This is a genomic window from Rubellimicrobium thermophilum DSM 16684, assembly GCF_000442315.1.
GTDB classification, from domain to species: Bacteria; Pseudomonadota; Alphaproteobacteria; order Rhodobacterales; family Rhodobacteraceae; genus Rubellimicrobium; species Rubellimicrobium thermophilum.
The window spans coordinates 23,553-44,157 of sequence record NZ_KE557318.1 but is presented as its reverse complement, the minus strand read 5'-3'; the positions used below and the strand labels follow the sequence as shown (position 1 = coordinate 44,157).

General features: G+C 68.5%; 14 protein-coding genes and 1 tRNA gene. 7 read left to right on the top strand and 8 right to left on the bottom strand.

All coding sequences use genetic code 11. The features are described from left to right. The first annotated feature begins 41 nt into the window (after positions 1–41). The 4 genes from RUTHE_RS00200 (at position 42) to RUTHE_RS00185 (ending at position 2,514) form a co-directional block, all read left to right on the top strand. Positions 42–746 carry a glutathione S-transferase N-terminal domain-containing protein gene (locus RUTHE_RS00200; protein WP_021096188.1) on the top strand — a complete coding sequence of 235 codons (705 nt, stop codon included), beginning with the start codon at positions 42–44 and terminating at the stop codon, positions 744–746. Between the two features lie 134 nt (positions 747–880). Then, positions 881–1,780 (top strand): hypothetical protein, encoded by a 900-nt coding sequence (locus tag RUTHE_RS16585; RefSeq protein ID WP_021096187.1) that lies wholly within the window; start codon positions 881–883, stop codon positions 1,778–1,780. Between the two features lie 71 nt (positions 1,781–1,851). Then, a complete protein-coding gene (locus RUTHE_RS00190; protein ID WP_021096186.1) occupies positions 1,852–2,283 on the top strand; it encodes a hypothetical protein in 432 nt (143 codons plus the stop codon). Between the two features lie 141 nt (positions 2,284–2,424). Next, positions 2,425–2,514 (top strand) — tRNA-Ser (locus tag RUTHE_RS00185). 905 nt (positions 2,515–3,419) lie between these two features. Here RUTHE_RS00185 and RUTHE_RS18105 read toward each other — a convergent pair. From RUTHE_RS18105 to RUTHE_RS00170, 4 genes are all read right to left on the bottom strand, one after another. Then, complete coding sequence (locus RUTHE_RS18105; RefSeq protein ID WP_021096185.1) at positions 3,420–3,611, bottom strand: hypothetical protein; 192 nt, start codon at positions 3,609–3,611, stop codon at positions 3,420–3,422. A gap of 23 nt (positions 3,612–3,634) precedes the next feature. Next, the gene (locus RUTHE_RS00180; protein WP_021096184.1) at positions 3,635–4,174 is read right to left on the bottom strand and encodes a hypothetical protein; all 540 of its coding nucleotides are present in this window, start codon (positions 4,172–4,174) and stop codon (positions 3,635–3,637) included. Between the two features lie 168 nt (positions 4,175–4,342). Beyond that, entirely contained in the window at positions 4,343–4,975 is a 633-nt protein-coding gene (locus tag RUTHE_RS00175; RefSeq protein WP_021096183.1) for a MarR family winged helix-turn-helix transcriptional regulator, read from the bottom strand. 185 nt (positions 4,976–5,160) lie between these two features. Further along, entirely contained in the window at positions 5,161–5,577 is a 417-nt protein-coding gene (locus tag RUTHE_RS00170) for an RrF2 family transcriptional regulator (RefSeq protein WP_040644809.1), read from the bottom strand. An 87-nt stretch (positions 5,578–5,664) separates the two neighbouring features. Here RUTHE_RS00170 and RUTHE_RS00165 point away from each other — a divergent pair, with 87 nt between their 5' ends. The 3 genes from RUTHE_RS00165 to RUTHE_RS00155 all read left to right on the top strand — a co-directional run bounded on the left by RUTHE_RS00165 (position 5,665) and on the right by RUTHE_RS00155 (position 7,155). Beyond that, positions 5,665–6,123 carry a group III truncated hemoglobin gene (locus RUTHE_RS00165; protein WP_021096181.1) on the top strand — a complete coding sequence of 153 codons (459 nt, stop codon included), beginning with the start codon at positions 5,665–5,667 and terminating at the stop codon, positions 6,121–6,123. 220 nt (positions 6,124–6,343) lie between these two features. Beyond that, positions 6,344–6,808, top strand: a complete 465-nt coding sequence (locus RUTHE_RS00160) for a 5-formyltetrahydrofolate cyclo-ligase (protein WP_021096180.1) — start codon at positions 6,344–6,346, stop codon at positions 6,806–6,808. 17 nt (positions 6,809–6,825) lie between these two features. After that, a complete protein-coding gene (locus RUTHE_RS00155; RefSeq protein ID WP_158453411.1) occupies positions 6,826–7,155 on the top strand; it encodes an integrase core domain-containing protein in 330 nt (109 codons plus the stop codon). Between the two features lie 252 nt (positions 7,156–7,407). On the opposite strand, the gene RUTHE_RS00150 is transcribed toward RUTHE_RS00155, so the two are convergent. Genes RUTHE_RS00150 through RUTHE_RS00135 form a run of 4 tightly spaced genes read right to left on the bottom strand, consistent with a single transcriptional unit; the run spans position 7,408 to position 20,003 of the window. Continuing rightward, entirely contained in the window at positions 7,408–8,169 is a 762-nt protein-coding gene (locus RUTHE_RS00150; protein WP_021096178.1) for an HNH endonuclease, read from the bottom strand. Next, entirely contained in the window at positions 8,169–12,035 is a 3,867-nt protein-coding gene (locus tag RUTHE_RS00145; RefSeq protein WP_245542161.1) for an Eco57I restriction-modification methylase domain-containing protein, read from the bottom strand. The genes RUTHE_RS00150 and RUTHE_RS00145 overlap by 1 nt, the downstream gene beginning before the upstream one ends. Positions 12,036–12,061: 26 nt before the next feature. Next, complete coding sequence (locus tag RUTHE_RS00140) at positions 12,062–14,827, bottom strand: DEAD/DEAH box helicase (RefSeq protein ID WP_021096176.1); 2,766 nt, start codon at positions 14,825–14,827, stop codon at positions 12,062–12,064. Between the two features lie 4 nt (positions 14,828–14,831). Continuing rightward, positions 14,832–20,003 (bottom strand): DEAD/DEAH box helicase, encoded by a 5,172-nt coding sequence (locus RUTHE_RS00135; RefSeq protein WP_021096175.1) that lies wholly within the window; start codon positions 20,001–20,003, stop codon positions 14,832–14,834. Between the last annotated feature and the right edge of the window lie 602 nt (positions 20,004–20,605).

Genomic DNA, 20,605 nt, shown 5'->3' with positions numbered 1-20,605 from the left:
CATCCGGGCGATCTGATGCGGACCCCCGCAAGGAGACCGCCATGCCCGCCCCCATCGAACTCCATTTCTGGCCCACACCGAACGGCCACAAGATCACCATCGCCCTCGAGGAGATGGGCCTGCCCTACGAGATCCGGCTCGTGAACATCGGGCGGGGAGAGCAGTTCCGGCCCGAATTCCTGGCCATCGCGCCCAACAACCGGATGCCGGCCATCGTGGACCCCGAGGGGCCGGACGGCGCGCCCATCGCCATCTTCGAATCGGGCGCGATCCTGCAATATCTCGCCCGCAAGACCGGCCTGTTCTACGGCCGCACGGAACGCGAACGCATCGCCGTGGATCAGTGGCTGATGTGGCAGATGGGCGGCGTCGGCCCGATGGCGGGACAGGCCCATCACTTCCTGCGCTACGCCCCGCAGATGGAGCCGCCGCAGATCCTGCCCTATGCGCAGGACCGCTACCGGCGCGAGGTGGCGCGGCTCTATGGCGTGCTCGACCGGCAGCTCGCCACGCGGCGCTTTGCCGCCACCGACGAGTTCACCATCGCCGACATGGCCATCTACCCCTGGGCCGCCGGCTGGGAACGGCAGGAGCAGACGCTCGAGGACAAGCCGCATTTCGCCCGCTGGCTTGCGGACTGCGCCGCACGGCCCAGCGTGCAGCGTGGCATGGCCGTCGGCGCCGAAGCCCGATCGGCCGGGCCGATGAGCCCGGAAGAGCGCGAGGTGCTGTTCGGGCGCCGCTGACGGGCCGCTGCTGTCCCCTGCCCGGCGGCGGGCAGGACGGGGCGCCTGTCGCAACGGTTCCTCAACGGGGCCGTTGCCACCCTGTTGCGGGCGAATCGTCCAGGATGCCTCCATACCATCAAGGAGGATCCGACATGAAACCCATGCTGCCCGCACTGCTCCTCTCGGTCGCTCTGAGCGGGGCGGCCATCGCCCAGGAGATGCGCCTGTCCGGCACCGTGGCCGAGCAGTTCGGCCGCCAGATCGTGGTCGAGACCCCCGAGGGCCGCATCCTCGTGACGCTGCCCCCCGCAGCCAGCCCGCCCGCCATCGGAGAGCGGGTCGCCTTCGAGGGCCGCGCCGAGGGTCAGACCTTCACCGCCAGCCGGATGGAAACCGGACCGGCAGCAGGCGGGCCGGGCGCCACCCCGCGTCCCGCCCCGCCCCCGCCGCCGGCCCCGGGCCCCGTCTCCGGCCCCTTCGGAGCCGATCTGCCTCCCGAACTGGCCGGACTGGGGCTGAGCGACGTCATCACCCGCTACGAGCGCAGCCCCAGCGGCAATGAGGAACGCAAGATCCATGCCCGCCTGCCGGGGGATGTCTGGCTCATGGCCGATCTGCGCAATGGCCGGCTGACGAAGGTCGATGTCTCGGGCGGGCCGATGCCGCAGGCCCTGATCGATGCGATGCTGCCCCCCAGCCTCCGCGACGCCCGGGAACTGGGCGAATTCGCCCGCATCACCCAGATCGAGCGCAAGCCCGAAGGCGAGATCGAGATCGAGGGCCAGGGGCGGGACGGTTCGGCGATCGAGGTCGAATACTGGCCCGACGGCCGGCTGAAGGAGTATGACCGCGACAGGGCCGACCGTCGCCCGTCGATGTCCGAAGCAGCGGCACGCGCCGAACTCGCCCGGCTGGGCTACCGCGATGTGGGCTTCGTGAGCCTCCATGGCCGCCATGTCGAGGCGGTCGCCCGCAATCCCTGGGGTGACTGGGTCGAGCTGCGCATCGACGATCGCGGCCGCATCGACAGGGAACGCGCCTTCGTCCGTTGAACCCACGGCCTGAGGCAACCGCCCGGTCCCCACGCAGGGGCCGGGCCGTCCCATGATGAAGGAGGGATTCCATGACCGACGACACCACCCCCGACACTCCCTCCCCGCATGGCGGAGGGGACGACATCGCCGGGCTGCGCGCCGAGCTGCGCGCGCTGGCCCTGCGCATCGAGGCGCTCGAGAACCGCAGCGCCGCCTCCGCCCCCGGCGGGCCTGATCTGAGCGATCACCTGGCCGCCGCCGCGACGACCGCCCGCACCCGTGCCGGGGCCGCCTGGGCCGCCCTGCGGGGTCAGCCCCCCGCGCCATCGGCCGCGCCAGGCGTCGCATCGGGACCGGATGGCGCAGGGCATCCGGCTGGCGCTCCGGCAGCGCGGCGGCAGCGATCGGCTCTGGCGACTGTCAGCCTCATCCTGCTGGGGCTGCTGGCCGCCCTGGTCGCCATCGAACTGATCGAGGAGATCTGGCACGGCCTGCGCCATGTCCTGCGCTGGATCTTCTGAGCAGGCCCCGGTCTTCCCTGAGCAGGCCCCGGTCTTCCCGCGGCGGGCCGGCATCCGGCCGGAGGCTTCCGACTCCGGCCCTTCCATGACCAGGCGGGGCTTGCACCGACTGCCTTGCGCGTCTAGATAGCGGGCAGCCGCGGAGAGATGCCGGAGCGGTCGAACGGGGCGGTCTCGAAAACCGTTAGGGGTGCAAGCCCCTCCAGGGTTCGAATCCCTGTCTCTCCGCCAATTCTTGCCAATCCTGTGATTGTGATGGCGTTCCCTCAAGCCGGTCCCCCGGAATATCCCCCATTGCGACCCGGGATTCATGGACGTTCACGGACTCCGAAGCAGGGCGGATGCCAAACAGTCAGGCCCGCCCGTGCAGGGCATCGACGGGCCGCCGAGAACCGCGAAGAGGATCGCGTGACCCCGCCCTGCGCACCAAGTGCGCAGCCGGTGCGCACCCCGATTTTTGCCCTGACACTGGAAAAAGACTGGAACTCTGCCGCCCGAATCCCATGACCCTGCGGGGGGTCCGAGGCTGCCCCGGTCAGGCGGACCAGATGAAGGAGCGGGCGGGAGGGGGCGGCGTGATCTCGGACGCGTCCGGCGCCGGCAGCCGCACTGTCCTGCAGAGTTCCGGCGGTCGGACCGAACCCAGCCCCGGCGGCTTCGGATAGTATGGAGGGCTACGGCGGGGGCACGCTCACGCTGCCGTCGGCGCGTTCGTGGCCGGCCTCCGCGCGTGCCCGATGGCGCCGGTCGAATGCCGCGAGCGCTTTGCGCTCAGCCCGCATGAGAAACACCGCGCGGCTGCTGGCGGCCGACCTGACGGGTGTCCTTGAGGCCGGCGCACTGCGGAGACGTGAGATGCCGCGGCAGAGGGCAGAATTCCCTTCGACGCGCCGTTCCATGTGCAGATCGCCCGGGCTCGGCCCTGGCGCTGCGGCCGGCCTGCGGCAGGCCGTGGAGGACGCAGCCGGGGGCAGAGCATCTGGAAGGCCTCGACCGCCAGCACCCGGCCGCGGAAATCGGCAAGGCCGGCGGCCGGTCGCTGTTCAGCCATTCGGCGGCGTGAAGGTCGGGGGTGTCGGTCATGGGGCCCTCCGGCAGGGTCGGGGGCGGCAGGTGCGCCGCCCCCCCCCGCCGCGTCACTCGTTCACCCGGCCCGGCAGGCTCAGATCGCCCGAGGCCACATCGAAGACATCGGTCACGCACAGAAGCGGCGCATGGGCGCTGGCATTGACGCGCAACCCGGCGGTGACGCCGTCGAAGCCTACCCCTTCAAGCTCGGTTCCCTGCGGGAAGGCGACCATGACCTCGACGCTGTCGCCACCGATCACCGGCTGCCAGCCGGGGCTGTCGATCAGCAGGGGCAGGCCCGGCCAGGTCGCCGGGAGCGGGGCGAGGCGCCTTCGGGGATGTCGATGACCTTGAGCGCGCCCGCCCCGCAGGCGTCGTCCGGCCCCAGCACCACCCAGTGGCTGTGCCACAGGTCGCCGTCGTTGGCCCGGTCGCCGTCGCCGTTCTCGTCATGAAGCGGCGTGTCGTCGAAATCGGGATGCGCGGTCACGGCCAGCGCGAGGATCCCGGCGCCGGGGTCGAAACCCACGGTTCCGGCATCGAGCGTCAGCGGCCAGACATAGGAGAAGACCTGCGATCCGGCCAGCGCGCCCGTGGCTGCCGAGCGGCTTTCGCCTGCCGCGCCCGAGACCGCCATGCGGAAGGTGGCGACATTGCCCTCGGCCGCGATGCGGGCATGGACGATGTCAAAGGGGGCAAGGGCTGCATTGCCCGCCCCGGCCTCGATGCCGGCCTCGATGCCGCCGGAAGGCGCGTCCTCGGCACGCGCCGCGGGCGCGATGGTCAGCGCGGCCAGCGCCGCGAGGATGAGGGGGTCCTTCATCACGCGGCCCCCCGCAGATCGGCCGGCGCGGCGCCGAAGTCGATGGCAGGGGCGTGGTGGAACCTGGTTTTCTGTGTCATGGTGCTGCGTCTCCTGTCTGTTCCAGAGTCGGGTGGACATCAGGGGCGCCCCGTCCGTTGCCGCGGGCGGGGCGTCCGGCTTTCGGCCTCAGGCCGCGTCGCGCAGGCGCCGCAGGCTGGCAGCGGCGCGCTCGGCCGGGGCCGCCTCGTGGTCGCCGCAGTCGAGGCGCAGCGCGGCGTCCCCGAAGGCGGCATCCACGAAGTCGCAGTGATGCGGAGCCTCCGCATCGGAATGGACATGCGGGCGGAAGTAGCGGCAGGTCGCGCAGATCCGCTGCACCGGGATCGCACGGGCCGTCTGAAGCGCGGCGATGGTCAGCATCAGCCCGCGCGCAAGGCCCGCCCGGTCGGCCTGAGGCAGGCCGGCCAGTGCCTCAAGCAGCACTGCGGGCGCCTCGGGCATGGCCCCGGCCAGCGCCGCGCCCTCCCCGGTCGGGCGCAGCAGCGTGGCGCGGGCATCGGCGGGGTCGGGCCGGCGTTCGGCCAGCCCCTTGGCGACCAGCGCCGCGGCGGAATCGCTCAAGGTCGCGGCCGTCACCCCCAGCGCCGCGGCCAGCTCGGCCCCCCGGGCCGGCCCGCGCCGCGCCAGATGGGTCAGGATCTCGGCCTGGGTCGGCGTCAGCCCCGCCGCCCGCGCCGCCTGCCAGCCCGCCGAGCGCAGGAACAGCGAAAGCCGCGACAGCGCGGTGGCGATCTGACGGGCGCTGCGATCCGCGGACATGCGACCCTTCCCGCGCAATAGATTATAAGGACTCCTATATTAGGAGTCCTGTCTATCGTCAAGCGCAAACCGGCGCCGGATGCACGCTCAGCCGCCAGCGGCCGGCGTCCTTGGCATCGCCGGCGCGCAGAGGGTCGCGCGCGGCGGCATCGGGCCGGGTCAGCCTGGCGGCGACGCGGAACGCCTCACCGCAAGGTGGAAGCCGCCGTGAGCGCGATGTCGGCGAGCGTCGAGCGGTCGAGATCGGCGAGGAAGGCAGCCTCGGCACGGCGCAGCCGCGCCTTCAGCCGGCAGCGCCCGTCGATCGGACAGTCGCCCCCGGCGGCGAAACATTCCACCAGCGGCTGGCCCTGTTCCAGCGCGGCCACCAGCGCGCCCAAACGGATCTCGCGCGCGGGCCGCGCCAGCACCGCACCGCCGCCGCTGCCGCGCCGGGTGGCCACAAAGCCCGCCTGCGCCAGCCGCTGCATGATCTTGGCCAGATGGTTGCGCTTCAGCCCGAACTCCTCGGCCAGAGCGGCGGTCGAGAAGGCGCGCCCCGGCTCGGCCGCCATCCGCATCAGCATCCGAAGCCCGTAATCGGTGAAGGTGGTGAGGCGCATGGTCGCGGGGCGTTCCCTCTTAATCGGCATTTTCAATACCTATTGTGGGGACTAGACCGGAAGGCAAGCCGAACTTCCGGAGGCGCCATGCCGACATCCGACTCCACAGCGCCAAGGGTCGTCTCCGCCCGGCCCGAGATGACCGCCCGGCTGATGGCCGAGACCGGGCTCGACGAGGATATCCTGACCGCGCTGGTCCACCGCTTCTATGCGAAGGTGCGCGCCGACGACCTGCTTTCCCCCGTCTTCGCCGCGCGGATCCGCGACTGGGGGCCGCATCTCGACCGGATGGTGGCCTTCTGGTCCTCGGTCGCTCTGATGACCGGCCGCTACCACGGCGCGCCGGTCCCCGCCCATGCCGCGCTGCCCGTCACATGGGACCATTTCGACCGTTGGCTGGCGCTGTTCCGCGCAACGGCCGCCGAGGTCTGCCCGGGCCCCGGCGCCGCCCATGTGATCGCCGCCGCCGAACGCATCGCGCGGTCGCTGCACATGGCGGTGCAGGACGCACAGGCCTGCCCGCATGCCGCCCCCGCCCTGCGCTGAAGGAGAGCCCAATGACCGGCGCCGCCCCAGCCGACTACGCCCCATCCGACCCTGCCGCACGGCCTCGCCCTTCGCGGTCGCCTGCCTTGGCTGTGGGCAGGGGTCCGGCCGGACCGGTTCGAGCCACTTGCCGTCGATCCGCAGCAGGTGATCGACGTGGCGCGCTGGCGGCAGGCGGGCCGAGCGCGCGCGGCTTCTGGCCGCGCGGCAGGCGCCGGGCGTGGCCGAACGGCAGGCCCTGGGGGCGGCGCTGGCCGGACATCTGCGCCGCCTGGTCGCCGACCGTTTCGGCCCGGTTTCGGGGCGCGTCCTCTCGGGCTACTGGCCGATCAGGGGCGAGTTCGACCTGCGCGGGCTGATGGCCGACTGGCACCGCGAGGGCGCCATCCTCGCCCTGCCGGTGGTCGAGCGGAAGGCCGCGCCGCTGGTGGGCTGGGCCATGAACGGCGAAGGGGGTGCCTGGCGGCTGGGCTATGGCGGGGGCTATTTCGACCGCACGCTCGCCGTGCTGACCCCGCGCCCCTTCGCCATCGGCGTGGGGTTGGCGGCCGCGCGCCTCTCGACGATCTTCCCGCAGCCGCACGACATTCCCCTTGCCGCCATCGTCACCGAGGCGGGGCGGGCCGAGAAGGGCCCGGCCGCGGCGGGGCTGGCCGAGCCGAGCGCGGCCGCGGCGGGGCCATGACCACCTCGGCCGAACGGATGCGCGCCTGGACCGGCCCGGCGATCCTGGGCTTCGGCTTCCGGCCCTTCTTCCTGGCCGCGGGGCTCTGGGCCGCGCTTGCCATGGCGCTGCGCTGGCCGGGCATCCGCCACATCTTCAGCCGGTTCGCCCGGCCCTGCACGCCCAAGACCAACGGCAAGACACAAAGGTTCATCCAGACCTTCCTGCGCGAATGGGCCTACGGCCTCGCGCACCCAACCTCAGCAGCCCGAAACGCCGACCGGCCTGGCCGGCTTGACGGGTTCAACCGAGCGCGACCGCACTCGGCATTCAAGGGCCTGCCCCGATCGATGCTCCGAACACGCTGATGAGAAACGACAGCTCGGCGCCTGGTTGCGCTGTCACCTGCAGCCGATCTGTCGCATGAGTGCTGACGGGGCACAGTGAGTGAGCTAACCCCTGACGGTCGATCCCTGCGGACGGATCCTCGGCGCAATGACCGAGCCTCACACCTCTCCCGCTCTACCCGACTTGACTCTGAAGGCGGAGACGATCCGACGCAAGATCCGCTTCCTCCGCCACCTGCCGCCGCAAGGACGATCCGTGTCGACTGCTGCCCGTCAGGGCAGGCCGTGCACGAAGATCCGGGTCCGATGCCAGACAAGGCGGGCGCGGTGCCTGTCGGTGAGCGGGATGGGCGCATGCCAGCGCAGCGCGGCGCGCGCCACCTCGCTCAGCGCGGGCGAGAATTGCGGAACGCCGCCATCATCGAAGGTCACCAGCCCCCGGTCGAAGGCCGCATCCCACAAGGCCGACAGCAGCAGGCCGTTGTGCACGTCCAGCCGGTCGGCATCGCTGGCGCAATCCTTCCACGGCACGATGTGACTGGCGCGCAGAAGTGCCGGATCGCTGATCCCGGTCAGGGGGCAGCGGCCCTGCCAGTAGGTCATCAGCCTGTCGCGGAAAATGTCCTGGCCGATGCGCTGGATGACCAGCCGATCGGCCTCGGTGCCGCCGGGCAGGCCCGCCACCGCCGCCCGGAAGGCCTCGAGCGGGCCATCGGGCAAGCTGACGCCCAGCCGATAGACCTGCTCGAGGGCAGCATAGAGTGCGGTCAGGTTCGCGAAGGCGTGGCGGACGAGGCCCGGGCCGGGCAGGTCGGCCGCGGGCAGGGTCAGCCCCTCGGCGATGCCGGGGTGATCGAGGGCCAGATACCACGGCCCGGCGGGCCCTGCCGCCGCGAGCCAGATCGTGCCATGGGCGGTGGTCGAGGCAAAGCGCGCCCAGCCCGCCTCCTGCCCCAGCTCGCGGCGGAAACCGTTCTGCCAGGCGGCCTTGAGGCATTCCTCGGCGACGATGAAGCCCTGCGGCGCCTCGATCATCACAGCCCCATCGCCGCGAATTCGCCGCTGGCCTCCATCCGGTCCCAGGCCCCGAGCAGCAGGCGGCGGGTGCGGTATTCGCCGTATTGGCGGATTTCCTTTTCCTTGAGGACGCGGAAGGTTTCCGAAGGGTAGCCCGCGCCCTTCACCTCGGCGGGGTCGAGGATGTAGCGCAGCTCGTCGCGCGTCAGGCCGTAGGCGCGGGCGTAGAAAACGTCGAGATCGGCGCGCAGATGCGCCCGGCGATCCTCGTCCCAGGCGAAGGGCGGGCCGTCATGGCCCAGATCGCAGGCGAAGGGGGCGAGGGAATGCGAGGTATAGGTGAGCTCCAGCACCCGCGGCGTGACGAAGCCGAGGCGGGCTTCGGTGTAGAAGCCGGGGGGGAGGATGGGGAACTGCTTGATGTAGCCGTAGGTCAGATGTGTGCCGCCGACTTTCTGCCGCGCAACGAAATCGAGCGAGAGCGAGCAGAGATTTCCGACCAACGAAGCCCACTTTCGCGCTTCCGCATCGACGAAGAAGAGCGGCAGCACATGGCCCACCCCTACCCTTGGAAACACCGTGGCAATCACCGTCCGCTCGTTCGTCGCGTTAGTGATATCCCGCCAGCCCATCAGCCAGCCCCTTGTCCAGCCTTTTGCCGCCAGTCTTTCATCCACCTCGTCCTTCGGCACCCAGTAGCGGGGTGCGGGTTCAAAGCCGGGATCGGCCTTTTGCGCAAGGCCGATATCCGCGGTGTCGGTGCCGTTGTTGGCGTAACCGGCCCAACGATGGTCGAACTGGTGGATCATCTTCGCTTCATAGAGGGGCACATAGCGGGTGGTGCCCAGCACCCAGTCGGTGCCGTCGCGGGCGAAACCTTCGGTGTGCAGTTGCGCTGCCGTGCGGAAGAGGTGGGAGTCCGAAGTCATGTTGAACAGCCCCTGGCGGAACTCCACCCCCCAGGGATTGCCCGCCGCGCCCTTGCCCTCGTCGATCAGCACCGGGGCGTTGCGGTAAATCTTTCCGGTCAGCTCCGCATCGGCGCGGGACCGGAACACCGGCGCAGTGCGGGTGTTGGGGTTGATCGCGGCGATCTGGTCGGGCGAAAGGGTGAAGCGGCGCTCGGATTCGGCCAGCTGGGCCGGATCGGTCAGGAAGAAGGCGAAGCGTGCCGCGGGCTCGTCGCGGCCAAGCGTCAGCAGCGCGAACTTCATGCGGCTGTCCACCGCCGGGAAGAGGCCTGCGCGGTTCTCGAAATCCACCAGTTGCGCCAGCCGTTTGGCCTTGACCAGATGGGCGAAGAAGGGGGCGGTGGTGGCATCGGTGGCGATGCCGGTGGGGACAATCACGCCTGCACGAAGGCGGGCAAGGTTGGCGAATAGCTCGGCGAACAGGGCATAGGTGTTGAGCTTGCCGCGCGCGGTCAGATCGAAACGTCCTGACTCCCTTGCAAACTCGTTGCCAGCCTCAAAGTGCCGTTTGTCTTGGGCAAACTCTGAAAAGAGCGCTGGTTCTTCTTTGGCAAGTGCCGCGATTGCCCTCTTGCGCGCTGCGCCCGTAAGTGCAGCGATTTCCGGCTTTCGCGTGGCAAAATATTCCTCTTCGCCAAGCTGCATCACCTCCCACGGCGGGTTGCCCACCACCACATCAAACCCGCCGCGCGCCATCACGTCGGGAAACTCGAGCGGCCAGTGAAAGGCGCGGGCTTCGTGCGCAACTTTTGGAGCCTCGACCATCGCGTCCCGGATCTTGCCCTGATTGAGCGCCATCCAGATCTCTTCGGTCGTCGGGATATTCCGGGTGGACGGACCTGTTGGGGCAAGGCCGATCTTGGGCAGCAGAAACGCTGCAATGAAAAGGTCGCAGGCGGTCTTTGCCCGGACGAAGTCCTGCGTCTTGCGAAGCTCCGTGAAGCGCGCGACCTTGGCGTCGATTTGGTCCAGCGTGTCTTCGGGCAACTCGCGGAAGCCGGAGAAATCGACAGCGAAGGGCTTGGTTTCCGGGAGTTTGTGGATCCCGGTCCCGAAGTCGAACCCGCTCTGTCCGGATTTCGTCGCGGCGTTAATCTTCCTGTAGATACTGGCAATGTCCCTGTCGTCGCCGGTCAGCGGCTTGTAGGCAGCATCGGGGATGCCATCCTGCAGCACCTTCAGGTCGAACACGCCCAAGAGCGCATCGCCGCAGCGGATCTGCGCATCGAAGAAGCCGAGGGGAAGGCCCGGGTCCACCGTCTCGATCCAGAGCGCGACCTTGGTCAGCTCCACCGCCATCGGGTTACGGTCCACCCCGTGCAGGCATACCCTTGCGACATCGCGCAGCGCATGGCGGAAATCGGCCAGCGAGGGCGTGCCCCCATGATCCCGGGCGGCGCGGATGCGCGCAAGCCGCGTGGCGATGCGGCGGGCGGCGGCCAAGAGGAAGTGGCCCGAGCCGCAGGCGGGGTCGATGACCGAGAGCTTCAAGAGCGCCGCGGCGGGATCGTCCGCCTCGGCCTCGGTCCGGTCGAGCACGGGGTCGAGCGCGGTGTCGAGGAGCGCCTGCACGAGGCTGTCGGGCGTGTAGTAGGAGCCGGTGGTCTTGCGCTGATTGCCCCTCTGCTCGGCCGCCTCGGCGGCGAAGGTCAGCGTCCTGCCGTCGGCGCCCAGCTGCGGCTGGAGTTCGAGGAGGGATTCATAGACCGAGCCGAGCTCCTCGGTCTCCATCGCGCGCCAGTTGACGGGGACCATGCCGGTTGTCTGGTCAAGCCAGGACAGGCGGTAGAGCGCCTCCATGAAGGCACGGTTGCGCAGGCGGGCGCTCTCCAGATGGGGCAGCTGGCCTTCGGCGAAGAGGCCGCCGAGGGCGGGCAGGCCCAGCCGCTCCTCCCCCCGGGCCAGGGCGCGGAAGACGATCTTGATGCCTTCGTAGAGGTCGTGATGCCTGTCCCAGGCGGCGGCGCGGATGCATCGGGCACGCAGATGGCTCAGGCTGTAGCCCTCGGCATAAAGCCGGCGGGCCTCGGGCCGGGCCGTTTCGGGGTGCAGGAGGCCCCGATCCTCGGCCACCATCAGGAAGATCAGCCGGTAGACGAGGCGCAGCAGTTCGTTGAACCACTCGGTCAGGTTGATCTCGCCCGATGTCAGCCTGGCGCGCAGGTCGGGATTGGCCTCGAGGAAGCCGGAGCCGAGAACCCTGAGCGCCTGCCGGACCTGGGCGGCCAGACGCTCGCGGGCGGCCTCGCCTTCCCTGGATCCGGCCTCGCGCCAGCGCTCCAGCGCGCAATCGGCGGCCGGGGTGCCTGCGGTGCCGAAGCGGCTGCGATGGATCAGCAGCCAGAGGACGGCGAAGGAGGCGGCATCCTCGTTGGCGAAGATCTGGGAGAGGTCGGCCTCGATATAGGCCGGGCGAGTCAGCGAAGCATTGTCGCGCATCAGCCGGATCAGGGTGCCGTTGGTGACAAGGCCCCAGAGGGTTTCGTCATGGGCGTTCAGATGGTCCTGCAGCGCGAAGGCGGGCGAGCGCGTGCGGTCGGTCGAAAGGGTCGCGCTGCGCCGGTCGAGCCTTTCGTCCGATGGGGGCACGACCACGATCGGCACCCGGCCGCCGGCGATGAAGGACAGGGGCGCATCGGCGGGGGCGAGGTCGTCGAAGCCGAAAGTCTCCTGCAGGAAGGCCCTGACGAAGCGACGCGTGGCATCGGCCGAGGGGGTGGCGATCCTGGCGAAGGCGTCGAAATGCGACTGGCCGACGCGGAAGGCGGTCGAGATTTCCTCGCGGATCGTCAAACCCTTGCGGATGCGATAATCGGCCTCGGTCTGTTCGGGGGCCTCGCGGCGTTCGATGCGGGCGACCATGGCGGGCGCGATCAGGTTGCCTTCGAGGCTGAGCGAGGGCCATGCAGACATGTCGGCGATGGGTTTGCGCGGCATGATCAGACCTCGCCCGGCAGCAGGACGAAGAGACCGATGACGTCCGGCGGGAGGACCGGCTCGACCGTGACGCGAGTGGCCGCCCCGGAAGCAGTGCGCAGGCGGGCATGATCCTGCATGAGGTCCTCGGCGCGCGATCGGGCGAACGCGGCCAAGGGGCCGTTTAGCAGGCCGGGCAGATCCTCCTTGGCCCTGGCGATGAAGCGGTCGCGGGCGGACGGCGCGAGGTCGGCCTCTGCCGGCGCGTTGAGAAGCTCGCGCGCCGCGTCGCCGGTTGCGACGATGCGGCCATCCTGCATCGCGACGAGGGCGGCTTCCTCGGCCAGAAGCAGGCGTTCCTTCCGGGCATGGACAGTCAGCTTGAACCGGATCCGAAGCAGCGCCAGCCGGGTCACCTGCCGGACGGCCGCGCTGGGCCAGGCGCCGACCCGTCCGATCCCCAGGCCGGACAGCGCCTCCGGATCGAGCGAAGCCTCGACCAGCGCCTCGGCGAGGGTCGCGGTCAGGGGATGTGTCCTGGTGAGCAGCGCAGCTCCCGCCGGCGCGGGTTCGGCCGTGGCAAGACGGACCGAGCCGGTCAGGTTGCGCTGGGCGAGACGTTCCTTCAGGCCCGCCTCCAGCGCATGGACATGGGCGATCAGCAGCGTCCTGCGCGGCTCAAGCGGCACGCCGAACCGCGACATCGCCCGTTCGACGAAGGTCTTCGCGTCCTCCGGCGACCCGAGCAGGGTGCGGACCTTTTCCCATTCCGGGGCAACCTCCTGCGGCTTCATCGCATTCTGGGCGAAGCGCGCGCGGGATTTCCGTTCATTCTCGAGAACGTCGCGCCAGCGCGCCTCCATCGCCCGGCTGCCGTCCTCGAGGCGCAAGTCGAGTGCCAGCTGCCGGGGCCTGCCCCGCCGCAGCATCACGGCCGCCATCAGGGCGTCGGTGACCGGACCGCGCTCGTCGGGCAATGGAACCGTGATCCCCGTGGCCTTTCGGATCTCTTCCGCCTTGCGCAGGATGACATCCAGGACAGCCCCGTCGATGGCGCTGTCCGGCGAGAACATCATGATCGAGCGGACAAGCTCGGCCGGCTGGCCGAAACGATCGACCCGCCCCTCGCGCTGCTGATGCCGGGTGGGGTTCCAGCACAGGTCGTAGTGAACGACGGTATCGAACAGCTGCTGGAGGTTGATCCCCTCGGACAGGCAGTCGGTCGCCACCAGGATGCGCTGGACCTCCCCTTCGACCTCGGCCGCGGCCATGTCGGCCACGCGGTCACGGCGCTCGTCGGGGGTCAGAACGCCGGTCACCGCTTCGACGACCAGTTCTGGAAAGGCCTTGCGCAGGCCATCCCGAACATGCTCGGCCGTGGCCAGGAAGCGGCAGAACACGACCGGATTGGCGCCCTTCCTGATCAGCGGCCCGAGGGCCTCGATGAGGGCTGCAAGCTTCGGATCGGGTTTGCGGATCAGCTCTTCGGCCTGCGCGACGAGGGCCTGAAGGGCCGGATCGGCATCAAAGCCGGTCCCGGGTTCGATATCCACCGCGTCTTCGTCGTCGGAGTCCTCATCGTAGATCTGCGGCTCGAGCCGGTCGCTCTCGTTGGACATCCGGTTGCGCAGCGCAGCAAGGGCCGCGGCGGGCGAGGAGCCGACACAGCGCATCAGGGCGAGCGTGCCCCAGAACGCGAGCCGCCGCTCCCGAAGCCCGGATCCTGCGCGCGAGACGACGCCGAAGCAGTAATCGAGCACGGCATTGTGGAAATCGAGGTGTGCTTGCGACAATCGGTAGGGGAACTCGGTCGTTTCATGCCTGGGGAAAGCCCGGGTCTCGCCCCAGTCGCCCGAGACGAGATCGATCCTTCGCCGCTGGACGAAGTGCCGCGCCAGACGTTCGCGATAGCGGGCGTCCTCGAAGTTCATCGTGGCGAAGGACGGCTCGATCAGCGAAAGAAGGCGGCCGAAGGCATCTTCGTCCCCTGAATGGGGCGTTGCGGTCAGAAGGATCATCCGGCGCTGCGGATCGCGGGCAAGGCCGGCAAGCAGGTCGAAGCGTTGCTGCCTGCCGCGCTGGGTGCCCACGCAGGCATGGGCCTCATCCACGATCACGAAATCGGGGCAGGCCCGCGCGAAGCCTTCGCGGCGCTTTTCGGCCTTGATGTAGTCGAGGCTGACGACGGTATGAGGGTAGGCATCGAACAGCGTCTGCGCCAGCGGAAGACCGCGTTCCAGCCGCGCGGCGCTGCCCGATGTCACGGCGACCGCGTCGATCCCGAAGCGCTGCTTCAGCTCGCCGACCCACTGCTCGACAAGATGCGGCGGACACAGCACCGAGAAGGCATCGACCTCACCCCTGTCCATCAGTTCGCGCAGGATGAGGCCCGCCTCGATCGTCTTCCCGATCCCGACATCATCGGCGATCAGGAGACGGGGCACCTGCAGGCGAAGCGCCATCAGCAAGGGGACGAGCTGATAGGTTCGGGGCTCGAAGGAAAGTTGCGCGGCGGAACGGAAGGGGCCAGCCCCCCGCCGAAGGGTGAGCTGCAGCGCATCCGCCAGAAGCGCGGCCTTCGCCTGGACGGTGGGCCGGGCATCGGCAGGCAGGTCGAAGCGTGCCGGGGCGACGGGCTGGATCTCGAGCGAGGGGTCAAGGATGACCGTGTCGTTCTCGCTGCCGGAGAGCGGCCGCAGCGCCAGAATGCCCTCGCCAGGGGCCGGCAAGGCCACCCATTCCCGCCCACGGGCGCGCACAAGGTCTCCGGGGACAAAATTCACGGTCATCCGATCAATCCTTGAACATCGCAATCAACCCGTCGGGCACGCCGTCCGCGCAGGTCTCGGGCAACTCGAAAACGGTCCAGCCCTTGCTGTCTGCAACCTCTCGTGCAGCTTCGGACAGGGCGCCAGTGCAGGCGGCGACGAAATGGGTGCGCCAGACAAACCGCATCTCCTGCCCGGCAAGGCTGACGGAAGCGCCGTCCGGGGCCGGGATGCCTGCATCCTTGAAGGCAAGCGCCCATCCATCGACATCGGCATGGCGCGAGGAGCCGGCCGCCGGCACGACCTCGCCCCGAGCCAGATCGATCAGCAATTGCCTGGCCTCGGCACGGGTGCGGTCGATCAGCTCGTGATCGGGCTGGTTGAAATAGGACAGCAGACAGCGATAGCAGCCCCGGACACAGGCCTCGTGCCCCCGGTCGCGCAGCAGCGACGCATCCCCGGCTGCGATGGCCTCGTCGACCTTGTCGAAATGCATGAGGCAAAGGGCCTCCCGCGCGACCTGGCCCAGGGCGTGCGGATCTTCGATCAGGCGACTCAGGACGCCGGCGCCGCCCTCGGCCGCTTCATAGAGGAGGATCGCGCGCCGGTTGTCCCGGGCGGGCAACGGCTCGCCGAGGATCTCCCCCTCTTCAAGCTGATAGGTGATCGCGATTCCGCGCAACAGCGCATGTTGCACGGTGGCGATGGTTTGCGGGGCGTAGGCATCCGGATCGAGGAAGCGGAGCAGCAGCGCGTTCTTGCGATCGCGCACGATCGGCACGATGCGGACCGGTCGCACGAAATCGGGCGGCACATCGACGTCCGGTTCCTCGTCGTCCGACTTTGCCCAGTAGCCGCTGCGCGGGTCGATGTTGAAGCCGAAGACGGTCTGGTTCCTGCGCCGTTTCAGGCCCTTGTTGATGCGGCTGATCTCGGCGCTGTTGGCATATTGCAGGGCGAGGATGGATGTCTCGCGACAGCGGAAGACCGCCTCGGTCACCTGCACCCGCCCCGCCTTCCGGGGCCAGGCGAACACGGTCTGGATGTCGAAGCCCTGCCGAACCCGTTCCTCGTCATTCGCGGTGATCCGCTCGGCTGGGGCCGCCTCGACATTGTCGATCCTGAGCGTCCGCTGCACCGGCACTTCGCCCGCCATCGGCGCGTTGCAGGCGTGGCAGCGTTCGACCTCGCCTTCGTGGCAGGCGCCGCAGCTGGAACAGATGAAGATGTCCTTGGTCGCCAGGTCCGAACCATCGGTTGTTCTGACCTCGGGCGGCAGCTTGGCCTTCATCACCCGATAGGCCCGGCCCTCATGGTAGATCAGGCTGCGCGGTCCGAACTCGGAAATCGCCAGGAACCTTGCGCGTTGCAGGAAGGATCCGGTCTTTCCCTCGCCGGGAATGAAAGCGTAGAGCGGCAGCCGCGGGAAGTTGTAGCCCGGCAGGAAGCCCTCGGTCGCAAGGTATCTGTAGGAATAGAAATCCGATCCATTGGAGGCCTTCCCCTGTTCGAGGATGGCGATCTGGTCGCTGGCCTGCATCTGGGCGTCTCTGATCTTGCGCCGGTCTGCGGCAGACAGGCCCGTGATCTCGGAGCGGGTGTTTGCCTCCATCAGCTGGGTGCGTGCCGAGTTGTAGAGCTCGCGCCAGCGATCGAAGGCGCGGTCGAATTCCTGCGGCGCGCGTGTCGCGACCTCCAGGACGAAGTCGTCCGCGTCGCCCATCCAGGCTGGCTTCCTGCCGTCCACTGACGCAAGGATCTGGTCCAGCACCCGTTTCATGGGCGCGTGCGCCGCCGTCACGAGGCTTGGCCGGCTGATGACCTCCTTCACCTCCTGCTTCAGCGGGTATTTCGGCTGGGTCAGGTCGAGGATCTCGGGGATATCCGGCGACAGCGCCAGCCTGGCCTCGGCCAGCCAGACGGCATGCAGGTGCGAGCGGACCAGTTCTTCATTGGTGATGTCGAGCGCAGGCGGACGGACGACGCCGGCGACCATGTCGTTCCGGCGCTCGAAGAAATACTGATCGTGAGGAGACTGTGCAGCGCAGTAGGTGACGATGACCGCCGCCTGCCCGGATCGGCCGGCCCGACCGGCACGCTGCGCGTAATTGGCAGGCGTCGGCGGGACGTTGCGCAGATAGACGGCATTCAGCGCGGAAATGTCGACGCCGAGCTCCATCGTCGGCGAGCAGAAGAGAACAGGCAGGAACTGATCGGACTCTCCGGAGGCCCTGATCTCGGCAGCGTTCTGCCTGATCTTCTCGCGGTCGTCATCCTCGAAGCGGAACCGCCACTCGCGCCACTCGCGCTGTCTGGTCGAGACCTGAGCGGTATGTTCGCGACCCTCGAGGCCCCAATAGATGCTGCGGCCCTTCTTCAGATCGGTCGCAATGGCGTTGTAGTGATCGTGGAAATACCGGTTTCCTTGTGCCTGTCCGGTGCGGACGGCCTCTCCGGAGACAAGACGCACGGCCGAGGGCGCCAACCGCCACCCGCGCAGATCAGCCTCGATCTCGACAGGCGAAACCAGCCCTTCGCGGGCCAGCAGGTCCAGAAGCCCGGTCATCACGACCAGGTAGTCCTCCCTGTTCAGCTTCGTTCCGATCACGCTTTTCCAGTTGATCGACCGGCCGATCCGGGAGTTGTGCCCGGCGCGGAGGAGGGTCCGTTCTTCGCGCAGCCCGACACGATCCTTGCCGGGGGCCTGCAGGACCAGGGTCGAACGGCTTCGCAGCGGTTCCTTCTGGTCGATGGCCCAGGGGGCCCGCAGCAGATCCCGCGATTTCTGAGCGACCGTGTCGAGGATGGTCGGATCAAGGGCCTCGGTGCCGACGGCCAGACCTTCGACCATCGCGCCGAGGATTCCCCTGAGCAGCTTCTTGCAGGCTGCCGCATCCAGGTTTCCGAGCGCCGGATGCACCGCCATCAGGGCTTCGCGATCCTGCGCGATCTCGTCCAGCCCGATGAATTCGACCTCGACCAGCTTCAGGTCCGACAGGTTGGGGTTGGTATGGCGCCATCCGCGCCGCAGATCCGTCCAGACCCGGTGCGTGAGCACCTTGGCAAGCGAGCGCTGGGCATCCTCGCGCATCACGGCGCCCGCTTCGGGGTTCAGCATCCAATGGATGCGGGCGTCCTTGTTCGATGCCGTGAACCCAAGCGCCTTCACCACGCGCAGGCCGAACTCATCCTCGGCGATGCCATCCGCGCCAGCGTCGATGACAGCACGCAGGATGGCGCCGCGCAGCAGGCTGACAAACAGGTAGTCGTTGAAATGTCCGGCCTGAAGGGCGGCGTCCTGACGGTTGTCCGTGAAGCCCAGGAGCTTTCGCTTCCCGGCGGGAACGCCGCTGGCATCGCCATTCATCCATTCCAGGGCAGTCGACACAAGATGCGTGGTCGCCGAGCTTCGGCCTTCACCCGAAAGGCCCGCAAGCTTGCTGCGTTCGCGCATGCTCGGATGAGGTTGATCGAGGCAGCAGGGACAGAACCCGAACTTGCCCGGAATGAACCAGAAACCGGCGCCGTCCTCGCTCAGGCGTCCGTCGGGTCGCACCGTGACCAGCTCGGGCAGTCGGCCCTTGCGGTTCGCGCGCAGGCGTTCGATGCCATTGCGCTCTTCGCGCCAGTCTTCCGGGTAGGTCTCGACCTCGCCGGTGAAGGCGTAGTCCGGGTCATTCCCGCCGATGGGCGTGAGATACCCGGCCACATCGCCATCCGGGTCCGGGATCGGTTCGTCATCGATGTTCCGCGGCAGGAAGAGAGTGCCTTCGGCATCCTCTGATTTCGTGACGACATGGACCTCGTGGCCGCATTTCCTGCAGAACCGCGTCGGATAGAGGCGATGGCCGGGGGCCTCGGGATCTTCCATCTGGCCCTCGAACAGGACCCGCCTCGGCCGCTCGGCCAGGGTCGTGAAGAGCTCCCCGGCGCCGGAAATGAAGCGATGCAGCTTGAAGGCCAGGAAGGCGCCGGACCCTGTGCCGCCACGCTCGGTTTCCGGCAGGCTGACGCGGGTCAGGAACTGCTCGAGTCCTTTCCGGCATGTCTCGGCATCGAGACCGCTGTCCTGCGCCAGCTGTTCGACAGCCTTGTCGAAGGGGACGGGCTTCTTGCGCTTCAGGTCCTGGCCGTCATCAAGGCCGAGCGCCAGCTCGGCCCAGACCGCGAGGGGATGGCGCCGCAGCGCCTCATCCGTCAGGGTTTCCGGCAGGTCGCTGCCAAGCACCGTCGCGAGCTGCGGCCGAACATCGTCCAGCGTCAGGCTGTCATCCGTCGCGCGCTGGAGGGATTCATCGATGACCGCGTCCGGGCCGATCGCTGCTCCGAACAGACGCGAGGCAACCGCCGCCACGACCTTTGCGCGATCGGTGTCCGATCCTTCGCTGGACATGGTGGCCGATGTGCCGATGCAGATCGGCGCCTTGGCCGGTGCGCAACGGTCACGCAGGCGACGCACCAGGATCGCCACATCGGCGCCCTGGCGGCCGCGATAGGTATGCAACTCGTCGAGGACGATGAATTCGAGCCCGCCGGCATTGTCGATGACCCTGGTATCAAGCGCGTCCTGCCGTGTCAGAAGCAGCTCGGCCATCATGAAGTTCGTGAGCAGGATATCGGGCGGATCGTCGGCGATGCGCTGACGCTCGTCCTGGCTCTCCTGACCCGTGTAGCGCCGGACCACGGGCTTCAGCCCCTCCGGCAAGCCGGACTGGGAAATGAATTTCTCGATTTCCTTGATCTGGCTGTTGGCGAGCGCGTTCATCGGGTAGACGATGATGGCGCGCGTCCTGCGCGGCTCTCCGGCCTTGCGCGAACGAACCGCAGCATCGACGACAGGGACGAAGAAGCAGAGCGACTTCCCCGAGCCGGTGCCTGTCGTCACGACAAAGCTGTGACCCGCCCGCGCCTTGGCGATGGCTTGCGCCTGGTGCCGGTGAAGCCGGATGGGTTTGGCATCGATCCGGAAAATCCGGGCTGTTGCCTCGTCCAGCTCCCCCGATGCGACAAGATCATCCACCTTGGGGCCCGACAGGTACCTGGGGTTCAGCGAAAGGAGGGCGTCGGGCCAGAAGCGACCCTCATCATACTGGCGTCTGATGGCGTCGGCGATGTCCTGCGCCCGGATTTTGCTGAACGACCGCGAGAAGCGCTCATAGCAGTCGATGAGGTGGCGGTCGAATTCAAACGCTTTCATGGGGCTTCCACGGCTCTGCTTCTCGACGCGGGCGGTCGGGCGATCGCGCTTTCGTCCGAAACATCACATCGCCACGGCGCCCGTCGAATCCGATAACGTGCGGAGCGATCCGGTGCCAACCGGGCACCGGGCCGGACAGGGACTGACCCCTCAACTCGATCGTCTCACCCAACGGATAGCGCCGACCTCCGAACAGCGTGTTCACCGGATCGACACCACACAAAGATGCCGGGACGGATGCGCAGGAAGGGTTCCGATCCGAGGATGCCTGGGTCCCCGGGGGACCCAATGGCCGCATCACATCGATGCGATTGACCTGTCTCTTCCAGAACAGGCGGACCGCGACGAAGCCGCGCCGCCGCCCCCCCGCATGGTCCGGCCTTGTCCCTGTCCACGTCATGCCCCGCCTGGCCTTGGCGCGCAGGCGAACTGGACGCGCCCCTTTTCGGACTGACCATGATGCCAACCGGAGGAGGCGAGATGGCGCAACCGAAATGATCTGTAAATCATGCTCTTGCATGCATGTCGCCTGGCCGGCCAGGGGCAGGGCCTCATGGGGCGCGGCCTTGTGCTGATGCTTGTCGATCCGAGACGGATTGGCG